This window comes from Shewanella jiangmenensis (assembly GCF_018596335.1).
Classification (GTDB): domain Bacteria; phylum Pseudomonadota; class Gammaproteobacteria; order Enterobacterales; family Shewanellaceae; genus Shewanella; species Shewanella jiangmenensis.
In genome coordinates this window covers 697423-714349 of record NZ_JAHEPS010000002.1, presented here as the reverse complement: position 1 = coordinate 714349, position 16927 = coordinate 697423, and the positions used below count along the sequence as shown (strand labels likewise).

The window sequence follows — 16927 nt, the reverse complement described above, 5'->3', positions numbered from 1 at the left end:
CTGTGTTAAATGCCCAGCTTGTCGCGCATGGTGTAGTACCAGGCGCCGATGGCGCTGAACGGTACCCGCAGCGCATGGCCACCCGGGAACGGGTAATGGGGCAGCGCAGCAAACGCATCAAAGCGAGTCGCCTGACCATTAAGCACCTCGGCAATCAGCTTGCCGGCGAGATGGGTGTAAGTCACACCGTGTCCACTGCAACCCTGGGAGTAATAAATGTTCTTGCCGATACGGCCAACCTGAGGCAGGCGCGACAGGGTCAGCAGGAAGTTACCGGTCCAGGTGTAATCGATTTTGACGTCTTTGAGCTGCGGGAAGGTTTTCAGCATCTTGGGCAGAATAATCGATTTGATGTTTTCCGGATCGCGGGCGCCGTACACCACACCGCCGCCGTATATCAGGCGCTTGTCGCCGGAGAGACGGAAGTAATCGAGCAGGTAGTTACAGTCTTCAACGCAGTAATCCTGTGGCAGCAGGCTTTTTGCCATTTCATCGCTCAGGGGCTCAGTGGTAATCACCTGGGTGCCGCAGGGCATGGACTTGGCCATCAGCTCAGGCATCAGTTTGCCAAGATAGGCATTACCGGCCACCACCACAAAGCGCGCCCTTACCTGACCGAACTCGGTTTTGACGATGGCAGGCTCGCCTTCAATCACGTCTACTACCGCCGAGTCTTCAAAAATCTTGCCGCCGAGGCTTTCCACCGCGCGGGCTTCACCAAGGGCCAGGTTCAGCGGATGAATGTGGCCGCCGCTTTTATCCAGCATACCGCCGACGTAGCGTTCAGTATTCACTACATTGCGGATACCAGCCTCATCGAGGATTTCCAGTTTGCCAGTGTGGCCATGGGCTTCCCACAGCGCCTTTTGCGCCTTGAGGTGTCCCATCTGTTTCTGGTTTATCGCCGCGAATACACCGCCGTTTTTGAGGTCACAGTCGATGTTGTATTTCTCGATACGCTCGCGAATGATGCGGCCGCCTTCGAATGCCATTTCGCCGAACAGTTTAGCTTTTTCTTTGCCCACGTTTTTTTCGATGACATCGATATCACGACTGTAACTATTCACAATTTGGCCGCCATTGCGGCCAGAAGCGCCCCAGCCGATGCGGGCGGCTTCAAGCACAACCACCTTGAAACCGGCTTCCAGCAGATGCAATGCTGAGGACAAGCCGGTGTAGCCAGCGCCTATAACACACACGTCAGTGTCAAGATGCTCCTCAAGGCGAGGACGAATACGGGTGTCATTGGCGGAAGCGGCATAATAAGACGAGGTATGAGGTGTAGCAGACATGATGCTTCCTTCTTTTTATGTTCATTATTTTAAACAACGAGAACATCCTACACCTTAGCAATGGGAAACTCTAGCCGTCGATGCCGAATATTTTGAATATTTGTTGAATATATTAAACAAAAGAAAACGGCCGCGTTAGCGACCGTTTTGATGGGTTGGTAAGCCTTACTCCATGGCTGCCTTGGCTTTTTTCTCGGCCCGGCGGGCAAAGTACCAGGACAGGAAGGCCATCAGCGATACTGCCATGATAATAAGGGTCGCCAGGGCGTTGATCTTGGGTGACACACCCAAACGCACCGAGGAGAACACCACCATCGGCAGGGTAGTCGCGCCCGGCCCCGAGGCAAAGCTTGCGATAACCAGGTCATCCAGCGACAAACTGAAGGACAGCAGCCAGCCCGCCGTCAGCGCCGGTGCAATCATGGGCACAGTGATAAGGAAGAAGGTCTTGAACGGAGTAGCCCCCAAATCCATCGCCGCTTCTTCAATCGACATGTCCAGCTCACGCAGACGGGACGACACCACCACAGCCACATAGGCGGCGCAGAAGGTCGAGTGCGCGAGCCAAATGGTCAGCCTGCCGCGCTCGGCCGGCCAGCCAATCATGTCGGCCATGTGCACAAACAGCAGCAGCAGTGACAGACCGGTGATCACTTCAGGCATTACCAGCGGCGCTGTGATCATGTTCGACAGCGACAACTTGGCCCAGCTGCGGCGAAAACGGGTCATTACGAAGGCGGCCATGGTGCCGAGCACCACCGCCATCGAGGCCGACAGGAAGGCAATCTCCAAACTGGTCCAGACTGCATCGAGGATCTGCTGATCCTTGAACAGTTCCATATACCACTTGGCCGAAAAGCCGCCCCACACGGTCACCAGTTTGGACGCGTTGAAGGAATAGAAAATCAGGATAAACATCGGGGCATAAAGAAAGATGAGCCCCAACCACAACATCACGGTAGAAAAACTCAGCTTTTTCATGCTTCTTTCTCCAAATCACGGGACTGATAATGATGGAACAGGGTGATAGGGATAATCAAAAGACCCAGCATCACTATCGCCAGCGCCGAGGCCACCGGCCAGTCGCGGTTGTTGAAGAACTCCTGCCACAGAACCTTACCTATCATCAGTGAGTCCGGACCGCCGAGCAGTTCAGGAATAACGAACTCACCCACAGACGGAATAAACACCAGCATGGAGCCTGCAATCACACCGCCCTTCGACAGCGGCAGGGTGATTTTCCAGAAGGTGTTGATACTGCGCGAGCCAAGATCAGCCGCCGCTTCCAAAAGACTCATGTCCATCTTCACCAGGTTGGCGTACAGCGGTAGCACCATAAACGGCAGATAGGCATAGATAAGGCCGATATACACCGCAATATCCGTGTTCATTATCTTCAAAGGCTCGCTTATCACCCCAAGCCACATCAGCACATTATTGATAAGGCCGGTGTCGGCAAGGAGCCCCATCCAGGCGTACACCCGGATAAGGAATGACGTCCATGACGGCAGCATGATAAGCAGCAGAAGCACGGTTTGCATCTTGGCCGGCGCCCGCGCAATGGCGTACGCCATGGGGTAGCCAAGCAGCAAACAGCCGATGGTGGCCACCACCGCCATTTTGAGCGAGCCAAGATAGGCGGTGTAATACAGCGCATCGTCCAGAAGCAGCAGATAGTTACCCAGGTTCAGTGCAATGTTCAGCAGCTGATCGCCATAGGTAAAGGTCGGTTCATAGGGCGGAATGGCAATGGCCGCGGTGGAGAAACTGATTTTCAGCACTATCGCAAAGGGCAGTGCGAAAAACAGCGTCAGCCACAGAAAGGGAAAGCCCAGGGTAAAGTGCCTGCCACGGATGGCAAAGCGAAAACCTTTCTTTCGTTTGCTCATGATCTCAATACCACACCACTGGTGGCCTCCCAGCTGATGAACACATCATCACCCCATGTGGGATGGTCGGCGCGCCGCTCGGTGTTGGTCATGGAGCACTGCACAATACGGCCATCCTCAAGACGGATGTAATACACCGACAGGCCACCAAGGTAGGCAATGTCATGCACTTTGCCGCTGGCCCAGTTGTATTGGCCTTCAGGCTGCTCGCGGGTGATAAGGGTCTTTTCCGGACGCACCGCCAGCCACACGTGCTTGTCTTCGACACTGGTGGTCACGCCGTGGCCGATAAAGAATGGCTGCGTCAGGGTGGGCGACTTGAGCACCGCGTGGTCGGCTTCGTCTTCAACGATTTCACATTCGAACAGGTTCACGCTGCCGATAAACTCGGCAATCATGCGGCTGTTAGGGCTCTCATAGATGTCCATTGGGCTGCCGACCTGGGCAATCCAGCCGTCGCTCATGATGGCGATACGGCCCGCCATGGTCATGGCTTCTTCCTGATCGTGGGTTACCATCACACAGGTCACACCGACACGCTCAAGGATTTCAACCACTTCGAGCTGCATCTGGGTACGAAGTTTCTTATCCAGTGCGCCCATCGGCTCATCGAGCAGCAGCAGTTTGGGGCGCTTGGCAAGGGAGCGAGCCAAGGCCACGCGCTGACGCTGACCGCCAGAAAGCTGGTGCGGCTTACGCTTGGCGTATTGCTCCATGTGAACCAGCTTGAGCATTTCGGCCACCCGCTGAGTGATTTCATCCTTTGGCAGCTTGTCCTGCTTAAGGCCGAAGGCGATGTTCTGCTCCACTGTCATGTGCGGGAACAGCGCGTAAGACTGGAACATCATGTTGATGGGACGCTCGTAAGGCGGCAGATCAGTAATATCCTGACCGTCCAGATAAATGCGTCCTTCAGAAGGTCTTTCAAACCCTGCCAGCATACGCAGCAGAGTGGATTTGCCGGAGCCGGAGCCGCCGAGCAGTGCAAAAATTTCCCCTTTATTGATGGTCAGCGACACGTCGTCGACGGCGCGAACATCATCAAATAATTTGCTGACCCGTTCAATTTTGAGCAGCAATTCATCCTGCGTCTTTGTTAATGGTTTATTGGTGACGCCCGAAGTCATAGCCATAATACATCTCCATTCCAAACTCGCCAGAACAAGCCTCCGGCCTGCTGGAACTCGGTTTACTTGTGCAATTAGAGTAAAGGAGGGGCAGCAATCCACTGCCCCTAAGTCGTTGCTTATTGACCGGACTTGATCTTGGTCCAGATCCGGGTCATGGCACGCTGGGTCTTCATTGGACGCACTTCACCAAGGTAAAGCTTGGCAAGGGTTTCTTCTGATGGATACACGGCAGGGTTTTTGGCCACAGCCTCATCCAGCATTGGGGTAGAACCATCGTTGGCGTTGGCATAGGCCACGTAGTTACTGATGGAGGCAATCACCTCTGGGCGCATCAGGTAGTTCATCAGCGTCAGGGCATTGTCAGCATTGGCCGCATCGGCAGGAATGGCCATCATGTCAAACCACAGTGGCGCACCTTCTTTTGGAATGCGGTAGTCAATCACGTTGCCATTACCGGCTTCTTCAGCGCGGGCCTTGGCCTGCAGAATGTCGCCTGACCAGCCGATGGCGGCGCAGATTTCGCCGTTGGCCAGATCGGAGATGTAACGTGATGAGTGGAAATACTTAAGATAAGGGCGGATCTTGAGCAGCACATCACCGGCCTTGTCAAAGTCGGCAGGATCGGTTGAGTTAGGCTGCAGACCCAGATAATTCAGTGCAGGAGGCAGAATTTCATCGGGTGAATCCAGCACCGCGATACCACACTTGGCGAGCTTCTCGGCATTGGCCGGATTGAAAATCAGCTCCCATGAATCCACAGGTGCGTTTTCGCCCAGCACTTCTTTTACCTTGGCGACGTTAAAGCCGATGCCGGTGGTGCCCCACAGGTAAGGCATGGCGTGCTCGTTGCCCGGATCGCTCTTTTGCAGCTGCGACATCAGGTTGGCGTTCAAATGCTTGGCGTTTGGCAGCTTGGACTTGTCCAGCTTCATAAAGGCGCCGGCCTTGATTTGCTTCGCCAAAAAGTGAGCGGAAGGTACCACCAGATCATAACCACTGCGACCGGACAGCAACTTGGCTTCCAGTACTTCGTTGGTGTCGAACACGTCATAAATCACCCGGATCCCAGTTTCTTTCTGGAAATTTTCCAGGGTGTCTTCGGCGATATAGTCAGACCAGTTGTAAACGCGAACCACTTCTTCCGCTGATACCACTGCGCTGCCCAATACCCCGGCGGTCACCAGTGCCAGAGCGGTCATCTTCTGTAATAACTTCATGCTATCTCCTTTTGCAGGTAGCAGTAATTGAATGGCAATTACTCTGATTGTGTCGCCGACTGAGCCGGCTTTAGTGTTATTGTTAGGACCAATGCTACAACCTGAAAAAACGCATCGGCAGTTGCTGCTGCCTACCACCTTTGTTAACCAAGGGTTAACGTTCAGGCAGACTTTTACTATGCCCTCAGTTTTACCGAGCTGCAATCTTTGCAAATGTCAGCGAAAGTGCCTGACTTGCTTTTAAAATCAGTTCATCAATCTCAGCGCGGCTGATGCAAAGCGGCGGTGAAATAATCATGGTGTCGCCCACGGCGCGCATCACCAACCCCACCTCAATACAGGCCTCGCGGCACAGCATTCCTGCGCCCATGTCGGCGGGCAGTCGCGCGCCGCTGTCTTTGTCAGCCACCAATTCAATGGCGCCAACCATGCCAAGGCCGCGCACTTCACCCACCAGCGGATGCTCACAAAGCTCACGAAGCCGCGCCTGCAGATAAGGGCCCGTGTCTTCACGCACCTTATCGACCAAACGCTCCTCTTCGAGAATACGGATATTCTCAAGCGCCGCGGCGGCCGCCGCCGGATGGCCTGAGTAAGTAAAGCCGTGGGCAAATTCACCGCCCTCGTTTACCAGCACATCGGCGACCCTGTCAGACACTATTACCCCGCCCATGGGGATATAACCTGAGGTCATGCCCTTGGCGATGGTGATTAAATCCGGAGTGAGGTTATAGGTAGTCGCGGCAAACCAGTTGCCGGTACGGCCAAAACCGCTGATGACTTCGTCCAGAATAAACAGAATATCGTACTTAGATAAAATCCTTTTGATTTCATCCCAGTAGCTATCAGGCGGAATGATGACGCCACCCGCGCCCTGAAAGGGCTCGGCAATAAAGGCCGCGACCTTGTCTTCACCGAGTTCAAGAATTTTCGCTTCCAGCGCCCTGGCGGCCTTGATGCCGAAATCCTGCGCTGACAGCTCACGCCCCTCAGCAAACCAGTAGGGCTGGTCGATATGGACTATGCCGGGAATGGGCAGGTCGCCCTGCTGATGCATAAAGCCCATGCCACCAAGGCTGGCACCGGCTACAGTGGAGCCGTGATAGGCATTTTTGCGGCTGATGATGGTCTTTTTACCGGGCTTGCCTTTCAAATCCCAATAACGGCGCACCATGCGCAAATTGGTATCGTTGGCTTCGGAGCCGGAGCCGGTAAAAAACACCCGGTTCATGTGCACGGGCGCCAGGCTTGCAATTTTGGCTGCAAGACGAATGGCGGGCTCATGGGTACATTGGAAAAAGTTGTTATAGAACGGCAGGGTTTTAAGCTGCGCCGCCACCGCATCGGCGATGCTGTCACGGCCATAACCCACGTTGACACACCACAGCCCCGCCATGGCATCGAGCAGTTTGTTGCCGTGGATATCCCACACATAGACCCCATCGGCGTGGGAAATAATTCGGGTGCCTCGCCCGGCAAGCTGCAGAGTGTCAGTAAAAGGATGCAAATGGTGGCTTGCATCCAGAGACTGCAGTGCGCCGATGGCTTGTTGTTCTTGTTGTTGCATCATCGCCCTTCCCCAGAATGTACCCGGGGTTGCCCCCGGGCTCGTGCGTTATACCGTCAATAACAGGAATTGACGCTCCCAGGCACTGACCACGCGCCGGAAATTCTCAAGCTCGGTTTGCTTCACCGCCACGTAGCCGGTGGTAAAGGTATCACCCAGGTATTTGCGTGCCGCATCACTCTGGTCGAGGGCAACCAGTGCTTCTTCCAGTGTCAGCGGCAGACAGTTGGTCTCGGCGGTGCGGCTTTCGTTGGCGCGGCCAAGGGCTGGATTAGTCGGCTTAAGGCCTTCCACCATGCCGATATAACCGGCGAGCAAGCTCGCAGCAATGGCCAGATAACAGTTGGCATCGGCGCCCGGAATACGGTTTTCGATGCGGCGGTTCTGTGGTGATGACTCAGGAATACGCAGACCACAGGTACGGTTTTCTTCGCCCCACTCCAGGTTTACCGGCGCAGAAGTGCCGGGCAGGAAGCGGCGGAAAGAGTTCACGCTTGGGGCCATCAGCGGCAGAAACTCTGGAATGTATTTCTGCAGGCCGGCGATGTAGCCGAGGAAGTGCGGGCTCTTGGTACCATCTTCCTTGGTGAAAATGTTTTTGCCGGTCTTTTTATCCACCACACTCTGGTGAATGTGCATGGCGCTGCCTGGCTCATTGGTCACAGGCTTTGCCATAAAGGTGGCGCATACGTTGTGCTTGAGCGCGGCTTCACGCAGGGTACGTTTGAACACAAACACCTGATCGGCCAGTGACAGCGCATTGCCGTGGCTGAAGTTGATTTCCATCTGCGCCGGGCCGTCTTCATGGATCAGGGTGTCAATGTACAGGCCCTGGGCCTCACACCACTCATACATGTCTTCAAACAGCGGATCGTATTCGTTGGCGGCATCAATCGAGAATGACTGACGACCGGCTTCAGGGCGACCTGAGCGGCCAAGCGGCGGGTTAAGCGGCAGATCCGGATCGTCATTGCGCGCCACCAGATAGAATTCCATTTCAGGGGCAACCACAGGCTCCCAACCCTTTTCTTCGTAAAGCTTCAGCACGTTTTTCAGTACGTTACGTGGTGAAAGCTCAATAGGATTGCCCATGCGGTCGTACATGTCATGGATAACCTGTGCCGTGGCTTCCACGGTCCATGGCAACACGTACACGGCGTTTTCATCCGGTACACACATAAAGTCCACGTCGGCTTCGTTCAAAAGCTTGTAATACAGCTCATCATCAACAAAGTCGCCGGTCACGGTCTGCAGCAGCACGCTTTCGGGCAGGCGCATGCCACCTTCGTTGATAAACTTGTCCACCGGCGCAATCTTGCCGCGGGCAATACCAGACATGTCACTGATTACACATTCAACTTCGGTAATCTTCTTTTCTTTCAAAAACGCTATCAGCTTATCCATAGTTATTATCTCGCTCGCTTTTGAGCCCTGGCGCGGCAGGCGTCACCGAATGCCTTGAAAATCGAAAGGTAAAAGGCGTTATCGGCAACTTTCCATTCGGGGTGAAACTGCACACCGAGGGCAAAATTTTTGGCATTTATCACGGAGAAGGCTTCTATCAAGCCATCCGGAGCATAGGCTTCTGGCCGCAACCCGTTTCCAAGGCGCTCAACGCCCTGCGTGTGGACGGAATTCACTTCCGCCGAGCTGCGGCCCCAGGCTTCGAAAATTACCCCCCCGGGCTCCAGAGTAACGGTATGGGCCAGGCCATACTGCCCCTCCAGCGGCGCTTCTCTGTCTTCCCTGTGTTCCATGTATTTGCCGGTTTCATGGAGTTTCTGATGCAGACTGCCACCAAAGGCGACATTCATTTCCTGAAACCCGCGGCAAATACCCAGCACAGGTACACCAGCGTCTATCGCAGCACGAATAAGTGGCAAGGTGGTCGCGTCACGGCGCGGATCATGATGGGTGCCCGGCTCACTGGCCGGTCCCGCATAATGATGTGGCTCCACATTGGATGGAGAACCGGTAAACATAATGCCGTCGAGGCGCGTTAATAATTCCTCAGTGGGCATTCCTGCACCAACCGAGGGGATAATCAGCGGCCAGCCGCCGGTGCCATTGATAATACCGAGGAGATACTTTTCCCCAACAATACTGAATGTTTGCAACCCTATTGGGGCATTACAGGAGGAGACACCAATCACGGGCACCGTGGCGTCAGACATACTTCACCTTGCATCTGTGTCGAAGTTTGGGTTTTGTGATCGCCTTCAAACACGGCGTTCATTTTTTCACACAGTACACCGAAATATTGAACGAGGCAAGTGCCACCACCCAAGTTGGCAGCACTTTTATAACAATGTGATAATAACCGTTATTTTTCAGCTAGATGATGGAGTTACATTCTGTAACTTGGCCGTCTTAAGCCTGGCTGCACAGAAGTTGTGCAACCCAGACAGAATTGCACCAGGATGGCCGCGGAGCCCCGTCAGCACGGCGCTTGGTTAAAATTATTTACATCGGCGGAGGAATTTGCTGCTGCGCGGAAGGTGGCGTAGAAAATCAGAGCGCAGAAATGACTGCGGCCCGAGTGGGCCGCAGTGGAAAGCTTTTTCAGAAGTTGGCGGGAGTAGTGGCACTCACCAGATGACAGGGCTCATCAAAGGGATTTCTGAAACGGTGCGGCAACTCGCTGTTAAAGTAGTAGCTGTCACCGGCTTCGAGGATAAAGATTTCATCACCAACGGTGAGTTCAAACTTGCCGGTGATCACCATCGCGGCTTCTTCACCCACATGCTTGAGCATCTCTTCCCCTGTGTCGGCGCCGGGCGGATAGGTCTCGCTCATCACCGACATGGCGCGGTTGGGATAATCCCGGCCAATTACTTTAAACTCGAGCGGGCCTGTGCCTATGTCGAGCAGTTCGTCGGCCCGGTACACAATCTTTTGCTCGGACGACGCCGATTCGCCGATGGAGAAAAACTCCACCAATGACATGGGGATCCCCGACAATACCTTTTTCAGCGAGCTCACCGACGGGCTGACGCTGTTTTTCTCAATCATGGAAATGGTACTGTTGGTCACGCCGGCTCGCTTGGCCAGCTCACGCTGGGACAAGCCTTTGAGTTTCCGTACGGCTTTGAGGCTGGCTCCGATATCCAAATTTGTCACCCCCACTCAGGTTCAGTTATCTGCACAGCAGATAAAGTGCAAATTGTCTGCTCCGAACCGGGCACTGCCATTGCTCCATGTTCGAAAATTTTTATTTATCAATTAGCTTTCTGCGTCAGACCAGTCAATTGCGGCGCTGCTTCTGGCATTGCTCACAAGATACACATTGTATTCTGGCGATCAAGTATGTTAAATAAAATGAACACTGTAAAGTTATCCGCAAAAAGTGTGATGAGTATACAGAGACAAGTCCAATTTACAATAAAAACCAATGCCGGAGCCCTTATGGCAAACAATTCTCCCATTCACAGCGACAAGTACCCAGAATCCTTCTATTTTGCGACCGCAAAAGAGATTTATCAGTATCCTGTACTGGATGGGGTTATCGATGTGGACGTCTGTGTGGTGGGAGGCGGTTTCAGTGGTTTGAATACCGCCATCGAACTGCGACAGAAAGGATTCAGCGTAGCCCTGCTGGAAGCCAAACGTGTTGGCTGGGGCGCATCAGGCCGCAACGGCGGCGAGCTTATTCGCGGCATAGGCCATGGGCTAGACCAATTTCGTAATGACATAGGCCAGGAAGGGGTGGATGCCATCACCCAGATGGGTTTTGAAGCCGTAGATATAGTGCGCGAGCGGGTTGCCACACACCATATCGACTGCGATCTGCAGATGGGCTATTGCGATCTTGCGGTCAAGCCGCGCCACATGCAGGAGCTTGAAGCCGAGCTTGAACACCTGCGCGCGGTTGGCTATCGCCATGAGCTTAAGCTGCTCGATAAATCACACATAGGCGAAGTGATTGGTTCGGACTGCTATCAGGGCGCGTTGATGGACATGGGCAGCGGCCATTTGCATCCCCTGAATCTGGCGCTTGGCGAAGCACGGGTTGCCAGAGAGCTTGGGGTGCAGATTTTTGAATACAGCGCCGCCAGCAACATCGTCAAAGGTGAGCGCCTCAAGGTGCAGACAGAGCGCGGCGAAGTGCGCTGCGACAATCTGGTGCTGGCCGGTAACGCCTACATAGGCCACAAGCTTGAGCCCTATGTCGGCGGCAAGGTGCTGCCCGCAGGCAGCTATCTGCTGGCTACCGAGCCGCTCTCCCCGGAGCTGCAGCGGCAAATCATTCCGCAAAACATGGCTTTTGCCGATATGCGTATTGCGCTCGACTACTTCCATTTATCCGCCGACGGCCGGCTGCTGTTTGGCGGGCTTTGTACCTATTCGGGTAAAGATCCCAAAGACATTGAAGCGGCGCTGCGCCCCAATCTTGAAAAGGTGTTTCCGGCACTGAAAGGGGTTCGGATTGACTACCAATGGGGCGGCATGATTGGCATAGGCGCCAACCGCCTGCCGCAGCTTGGTCGTCTGCCGGATGCGCCCAATATCCTGTTTGCCCAGGCCTATTCCGGCCATGGCGTCAACGCCACCCACATGGCGGGCCGTCTGGTGGCCGACGCCATTGCCGGCAACAGCGAGCGTTTTGATATTTTCGCCAAAGTTAAACACATGACCTTCCCGGGAGGCCCTGCCCTGCGCTCGCCGCTGCTGGCTGCCGGTATGCTGTATCACCGCTTTATGGATATTTTCTGATAAAAGGCAGTATAAAAAGAAACCCGCCGATTGGCGGGTTTTGTTTGTCTGCGGCTTGCGCAGCGGTTACAGCGCAATCCAGGTCGCTTTTACTTCGGTGTACTTTTCAAAAGCATGCAGTGACTTGTCGCGGCCATTACCCGACTGCTTATAACCACCGAATGGCGCGGTCATATCGCCGCCGTCATAGTGATTAATCCACACCATGCCGCTGCGAAGCGCCTTGGCGGTCTTGTGGGCCTTGCTGATGTCCGAGGTCCAGACACCGGCGGCGAGACCATAAATGGTGTCGTTGGCGATGGCAACGGCCTCATCCATGCCGTCAAAGGTGATAACCGACATCACCGGGCCAAAGATTTCCTCGCGGGCAATCCTCATCTGATTGGTAACACCGTCAAACACAGTCGGAGTGACGTACACGCCGCCGGTTTCTTCCAGCACCCGCTTGCCGCCGCACAAGAGCTTGCCACCTTCATCGTGGCCGGCCTGAATGTAGCTCAGCACAGTATCGAGCTGCTGCTTGTCGACCACAGCGCCGCAGGTGGTGGCCGGGTCCAGCGGATGGCCGGGCTGCCAGGAGGCGAGCTCTTCTACTATTAATTTCAAAAGCTCATCTTTCACGCCGGATTCCACCAGCAGGCGCGAGCCTGCGGTGCACACCTCGCCCTGGTTAAAGGCAATGGCAGAGGCAGCAGCTTCGGCGGCCGCTTTCAGATCCGGCGCGTCGTTAAACACGATATTCGGGCTCTTGCCGCCCGCTTCGAGCCATACCCGCTTCATGTTGGACTGACCGGCATACACCATCAATTGCTTGGCAATCTTGGTCGAGCCGGTGAATACCAGGGTATCCACATCCATATGCAGCGCCAGCGCCTGGCCGACTGTGTGGCCAAAACCCGGCAGCACGTTCAGCACGCCATCGGGAATGCCTGCCTCTTTGGCAAGCTGTGCCATACGAATGGCGGTAAGCGGCGATTTTTCAGATGGCTTGAGCACCACGCTGTTACCGGTGGCAAGGGCGGGACCGAGTTTCCAGCAGGCCATCAGCATCGGGAAGTTCCACGGCACGATGGCGGCCACGACACCCACTGGCTCGCGGGTGATCATGCCGATTTCGTTATGGGGGGTTGGCGCCAACTCATCGTAAATCTTGTCGATGGCCTCACCGGACCAGCGGATGGCACGGGCGGCACCGGCTACGTCAACGGCTTTGGAGTGGGCAATCGGTTTACCCATGTCGAGGGTTTCCAGCAGCGCCAGCTCGTTGGCATTGGCCTCGAGCAAATCAGCAAAGCGGATCATCACCTGCTTGCGCTTTACCGGCGACAGCTGCGACCAGATCCCGGACTCAAAGGTCTCGCGGGCATTGGCCACCGCCAAATCAGCATCGGCCTGCTGGCAGCTGGCAACCTTGGTCAGCACCCGACCATCGACCGGACTGACACAATCGAAGCTCTCTTTGCCAATCGCATCGCAATAGCGGCCGTTAATAAAGGCTCTGCCATTGATCTCCAGCGCGGCTGCCATTGCCTCCCAGTCGCTGCGGCTTTTGGGTGTACTCATGATGACCTCTTATCTCACTGATTATTATGATTATAACTATCGATTGCCTGTGCATTTCAGCGCATGACCCAGCTCATTTTCCAAGGGGGTCCAAGTGGCGTTGCAGTCCAGAGATTACGCTGCGACCGGCATCATTTCAATATTTTTTACAACTGCAGCATTTTTGCCACAAATAAATGCACAAGGGTATTCCATGTTCATTATTTCTGACATAGCATAGCGAATATTAACCACCCCAAAGCCCTATAACAACAGGAACAAGGTATAATGTATGGTCGACTTCAACCCCGCTTCCGGACACGACAAACCGTCCCTTGAGCACTACTGGATGCCGTTTACGGCTAACCGCCAGTTCAAAGCCAGCCCCCGACTGCTGGCCAGTGCCGAAGGCATGTTTTACAAAGATGTGGACGGCAATCCCGTGCTCGATTCCACCGCCGGTCTGTGGTGCTGCAACGCAGGTCACGGCAGACAAAAAATCAGTGAGGCGGTCAGCCGCCAAATTCGCGAGCTCGACTACGCGCCATCGTTTCAAATGGGCCACCCCATCGCCTTTGAACTGGCTAGCCGCCTCGCCGAAATCGCCCCGCGCGGTCTTAATCGCATCTTCTTTACCAACTCCGGCAGCGAGTCAGTCGATACCGCACTGAAAATGGCACTGGCCTACCACAGAGCCAACGGCCAGCCTACCCGCACCCGCTTTATCGGCCGCGAGCTTGGCTACCACGGTGTTGGCTTTGGCGGCATTTCTGTTGGTGGTATTGGCAATAACCGCCGCACCTTCAGCCAGCAGATCCTGCAGGGCGTAGACCATCTTCCCCACACGCTGGATATCGGCAAAAACGCATTCTCACGCGGATTTCCAGCCCATGGTCTTGAAAAAGCAGAAGTGCTTGAGCAGCTCATCACCCTGCACGGCGCCGAAAACATCGCGGCGGTTATCGTAGAGCCCATGTCCGGCTCCGCCGGTGTGATCCTGCCACCCGAGGGCTACCTGAAGCGCCTGCGCGAAATTACCCAAAAACACGGCATCCTATTGATTTTCGATGAAGTGATCACAGGCTTTGGCCGCGTGGGCGACGCCTTTGCCGCCCAGCGCTGGGGCGTTACCCCGGATTTGATGACCACTGCCAAGGCGCTCAATAACGGCACCATCCCCATGGGCGCGGTATTTGTCAGCCAGGATATTCACGACGCCTGCATGCACGGTCCGGAAGAGCTGATTGAATTCTTCCACGGTTACACCTACTCAGGCCATCCGGTCGCGGCCGCTGCCGCACTGGCCACCCTGGATATCTATAAAGAAGAGAAACTGTTCGAGCGCACCAAAGAGCTGGAAGGCTACTGGGAAGATGCGGTGCACAGCCTCAAAGGCCTGCCCAATGTCATCGACATCCGCAACACAGGTCTGGTTGCCGGTATTCAGATGTCACCCAATAACGAAGGCGTTGGCCGCCGTGGTTATCGGGTATTCGAGCGCTGCTTTAAAAACGGCACCCTGGTGCGGGTCACCGGCGACATCATCGCCATGTCACCGCCACTGATTGTCGAAAAAGCGCATATCGACCAGATGATTAACACCCTCGCCGATGCCATTCAGACGATTGGATAATCCGTTTCTTTTTTTAAGGTAGCCAGATAAACATGCAAAGCATTACTCATTTTGTAAACGGTCAGCACACAGCCAAAAGCGCCCGTACCCAATCAGTATTTGAACCCGCCACCGGTGAAGCGCGCGCCGAAGTTTCCCTCGCCAGCAGCGATGAAGTCGCCGCTGCCATTGGTGTTGCCAAGGCCGCGTTCGAGAGCTGGTCGCAGATGACGCCGCTCAACCGCGCCCGCATTCTGTTTAAGTTCAAGGCCCTGGTTGAGGCCAATCTGGATGAGCTGGCCGAGCTTATCACCCGCGAGCACGGCAAAGTGCTGGACGATGCCAAGGGCGAGCTTATCCGTGGCCTCGAAGTGGTGGAATTTGCCTGCGGTATTCCGCATCTGCTCAAGGGCGAGCACACGGCGCAGGTCGGTACCGGCGTGGATGCCTGGGCGGTAAACCAGGCGCTGGGTGTGGTGGCCGGTATTGCACCCTTTAACTTCCCGGTGATGGTGCCTATGTGGATGTTCCCCATCGCGATTGCCTGCGGCAACACCTTCATCATGAAGCCATCTGAAAAAGACCCAAGCTCTGTGATGCGTATTGCTGAGCTGCTCAAGGAAGCCGGTCTGCCCGATGGCGTGTTCAACGTGGTTAACGGCGATAAAGAAGCCGTGGACACCCTGTTGACCCACAAAGACGTTCAGGCGGTGAGCTTCGTAGGCTCTACCCCGATTGCCGAGTACATCTACGCCACGGCGTCGGCCCACGGCAAGCGGGTGCAGGCCCTCGGCGGCGCCAAGAACCACATGCTGGTCATGCCGGACGCGGATCTGGATCAGGCAGTCAATGCGCTGATGGGCGCCGCCTACGGCTCTGCCGGGGAGCGCTGTATGGCAATTTCAGTAGTGCTGGCGGTGGGTGATGCCGGTGATGCGCTGGTCGAAAAGCTGCTGCCCAAGATTGCCGCGCTCAAGGTCGGCAACGGCCTCGACACCGAAATGGAAATGGGCCCGCTGATTTCAGCTCAGCATCTGGACAAGGTGTGCGGCTATGTGGATGCCGGTGTGCGCGAAGGCGCCAAACTGTTGGTCGATGGTCGCAACATGAAGGCCGATGCCAATGGCTACTTCCTCGGTGCCTGCCTGTTTGACCATGTAACGCCGGAAATGAGCATATATAAGGAAGAGATTTTCGGCCCAGTGCTCAGCATAGTGCGGGTGGCTGATTATCCAAGCGCCCTGAAACTCATCAACGACCACGAGTTTGGCAACGGCACCGCTATCTTCACCCAAAGCGGCGAAGCGGCCCGTCACTTCTGTCATCACGTTCAGGTTGGCATGGTCGGGGTCAACGTGCCCATCCCAGTGCCTATGGCATTCCACAGCTTCGGCGGCTGGAAGCGCTCGCTGTTTGGCCCGCTGCATATGCATGGCCCGGATGGCGTGCGCTTTTACACCAAGCGCAAGGCGATTACCGCCCGCTGGCCTCAGGGCAAGCAGCTCGCGGCTGAGTTTGTAATGCCAACCATGAAGTAAAAGCCACGGGGCGCACTGCGCCCCAAGATCCCAAATCCAAGGGAGTGAAGATGACAATTTTGGTTAAAGATATTCAACACTTTTCCAGCTCAGCGAGTCAGTCTGAACACTACTTTTTGCCAGAGCAAAAACGACTCGAAGGTAACCCACAGCAAATACTGACAAATCATTACTCCAGCGGCTGCAGACAATTCCACGTCGGAATTTGGCAAAGTGCTGGCGGCAAATGGAATGTCAACTATACTGAACACGAATATTGTGACATTCTTGAAGGGTGCAGCATCATTTGCGACACCGAAGGCAATAGCCTGACCGTGGCAGTCGGAGATAAGTTTGTTATCCCCGCCGGTTTTATAGGCACCTGGGAAGTGATTGAAAACTGTAAAAAAGTCTATGTCATTTTCGAGCAAAAATAATCTGTAAAACC

At 55.0% G+C, this 16927-nt stretch carries 14 protein-coding genes; 4 read left to right on the top strand and 10 right to left on the bottom strand.

What is annotated here, in order from left to right:
• Positions 1-5 precede the first annotated feature (5 nt).
• The 9 genes from KJI95_RS08580 to KJI95_RS08540 form a co-directional block, all read right to left on the bottom strand.
• Positions 6-1292 (bottom strand): NAD(P)/FAD-dependent oxidoreductase, encoded by a 1287-nt coding sequence (locus tag KJI95_RS08580; protein ID WP_214506758.1) that lies wholly within the window; start codon positions 1290-1292, stop codon positions 6-8.
• Between the two features lie 165 nt (positions 1293-1457).
• Entirely contained in the window at positions 1458-2273 is an 816-nt protein-coding gene (locus KJI95_RS08575) for an ABC transporter permease subunit (RefSeq protein ID WP_214506757.1), read from the bottom strand.
• A complete protein-coding gene (locus tag KJI95_RS08570; protein WP_214506756.1) occupies positions 2270-3181 on the bottom strand; it encodes an ABC transporter permease subunit in 912 nt (303 codons plus the stop codon). The genes KJI95_RS08575 and KJI95_RS08570 overlap by 4 nt, the downstream gene beginning before the upstream one ends.
• Entirely contained in the window at positions 3178-4314 is a 1137-nt protein-coding gene (gene potA / locus KJI95_RS08565; RefSeq protein ID WP_214506755.1) for a polyamine ABC transporter ATP-binding protein, read from the bottom strand. The genes KJI95_RS08570 and potA overlap by 4 nt, the downstream gene beginning before the upstream one ends.
• A 113-nt stretch (positions 4315-4427) precedes the next feature.
• Positions 4428-5528, bottom strand: a complete 1101-nt coding sequence (locus KJI95_RS08560) for a polyamine ABC transporter substrate-binding protein (RefSeq protein ID WP_214506754.1) — start codon at positions 5526-5528, stop codon at positions 4428-4430.
• Positions 5529-5718: 190 nt separating this feature from the next.
• A complete protein-coding gene (locus KJI95_RS08555) occupies positions 5719-7098 on the bottom strand; it encodes an aspartate aminotransferase family protein (RefSeq protein WP_284730693.1) in 1380 nt (459 codons plus the stop codon).
• A gap of 45 nt (positions 7099-7143) precedes the next feature.
• Positions 7144-8499, bottom strand: a complete 1356-nt coding sequence (locus tag KJI95_RS08550; RefSeq protein ID WP_214506753.1) for a glutamine synthetase family protein — start codon at positions 8497-8499, stop codon at positions 7144-7146.
• A 5-nt stretch (positions 8500-8504) separates the two neighbouring features.
• Complete coding sequence (locus tag KJI95_RS08545) at positions 8505-9269, bottom strand: gamma-glutamyl-gamma-aminobutyrate hydrolase family protein (protein WP_214506752.1); 765 nt, start codon at positions 9267-9269, stop codon at positions 8505-8507.
• A gap of 388 nt (positions 9270-9657) precedes the next feature.
• A complete protein-coding gene (locus tag KJI95_RS08540; protein ID WP_214506751.1) occupies positions 9658-10206 on the bottom strand; it encodes a cupin domain-containing protein in 549 nt (182 codons plus the stop codon).
• 294 nt (positions 10207-10500) lie between these two features.
• Between KJI95_RS08540 and KJI95_RS08535 the strand changes: the two genes are divergently transcribed.
• The gene (locus KJI95_RS08535; protein ID WP_214506750.1) at positions 10501-11808 is read left to right on the top strand and encodes an NAD(P)/FAD-dependent oxidoreductase; all 1308 of its coding nucleotides are present in this window, start codon (positions 10501-10503) and stop codon (positions 11806-11808) included.
• 66 nt (positions 11809-11874) lie between these two features.
• Here the strand turns inward: KJI95_RS08535 and KJI95_RS08530 are convergent, their stop codons facing one another.
• Positions 11875-13371, bottom strand: coding sequence for an aldehyde dehydrogenase (locus KJI95_RS08530; protein WP_214506749.1), 1497 nt, complete (start codon positions 13369-13371; stop codon positions 11875-11877).
• A 271-nt stretch (positions 13372-13642) separates the two neighbouring features.
• Here KJI95_RS08530 and aptA point away from each other — a divergent pair, with 271 nt between their 5' ends.
• The 3 genes from aptA to KJI95_RS08515 are packed head-to-tail and all read left to right on the top strand — an operon-like array spanning position 13643 to position 16916.
• Complete coding sequence (gene aptA / locus KJI95_RS08525) at positions 13643-14983, top strand: omega-aminotransferase AptA (protein ID WP_214506748.1); 1341 nt, start codon at positions 13643-13645, stop codon at positions 14981-14983.
• 32 nt (positions 14984-15015) lie between these two features.
• Positions 15016-16500 carry a CoA-acylating methylmalonate-semialdehyde dehydrogenase gene (locus KJI95_RS08520; RefSeq protein WP_214506747.1) on the top strand — a complete coding sequence of 495 codons (1485 nt, stop codon included), beginning with the start codon at positions 15016-15018 and terminating at the stop codon, positions 16498-16500.
• A 50-nt stretch (positions 16501-16550) separates the two neighbouring features.
• Entirely contained in the window at positions 16551-16916 is a 366-nt protein-coding gene (locus KJI95_RS08515; RefSeq protein WP_214506746.1) for a cupin domain-containing protein, read from the top strand.
• The last annotated feature ends 11 nt before the right edge of the window (positions 16917-16927 follow it).

Coding starts and splice junctions, on each gene's coding strand:
- KJI95_RS08580 (WP_214506758.1), bottom strand. CDS start 1,292: ATGTCTGCTACACCTCATACCTCGTCTTATTATGCCGCTTCCGCCAAT.
- KJI95_RS08575 (WP_214506757.1), bottom strand. CDS start 2,273: ATGAAAAAGCTGAGTTTTTCTACCGTGATGTTGTGGTTGGGGCTCATC.
- KJI95_RS08570 (WP_214506756.1), bottom strand. CDS start 3,181: ATGAGCAAACGAAAGAAAGGTTTTCGCTTTGCCATCCGTGGCAGGCAC.
- potA (WP_214506755.1), bottom strand. CDS start 4,314: ATGGCTATGACTTCGGGCGTCACCAATAAACCATTAACAAAGACGCAG.
- KJI95_RS08560 (WP_214506754.1), bottom strand. CDS start 5,528: ATGAAGTTATTACAGAAGATGACCGCTCTGGCACTGGTGACCGCCGGG.
- KJI95_RS08555 (WP_284730693.1), bottom strand. CDS start 7,098: ATGATGCAACAACAAGAACAACAAGCCATCGGCGCACTGCAGTCTCTG.
- KJI95_RS08550 (WP_214506753.1), bottom strand. CDS start 8,499: ATGGATAAGCTGATAGCGTTTTTGAAAGAAAAGAAGATTACCGAAGTT.
- KJI95_RS08545 (WP_214506752.1), bottom strand. CDS start 9,269: ATGTCTGACGCCACGGTGCCCGTGATTGGTGTCTCCTCCTGTAATGCC.
- KJI95_RS08535 (WP_214506750.1), top strand. CDS start 10,501: ATGGCAAACAATTCTCCCATTCACAGCGACAAGTACCCAGAATCCTTC.
- KJI95_RS08530 (WP_214506749.1), bottom strand. CDS start 13,371: ATGAGTACACCCAAAAGCCGCAGCGACTGGGAGGCAATGGCAGCCGCG.
- aptA (WP_214506748.1), top strand. CDS start 13,643: ATGGTCGACTTCAACCCCGCTTCCGGACACGACAAACCGTCCCTTGAG.
- KJI95_RS08520 (WP_214506747.1), top strand. CDS start 15,016: ATGCAAAGCATTACTCATTTTGTAAACGGTCAGCACACAGCCAAAAGC.
- KJI95_RS08515 (WP_214506746.1), top strand. CDS start 16,551: ATGACAATTTTGGTTAAAGATATTCAACACTTTTCCAGCTCAGCGAGT.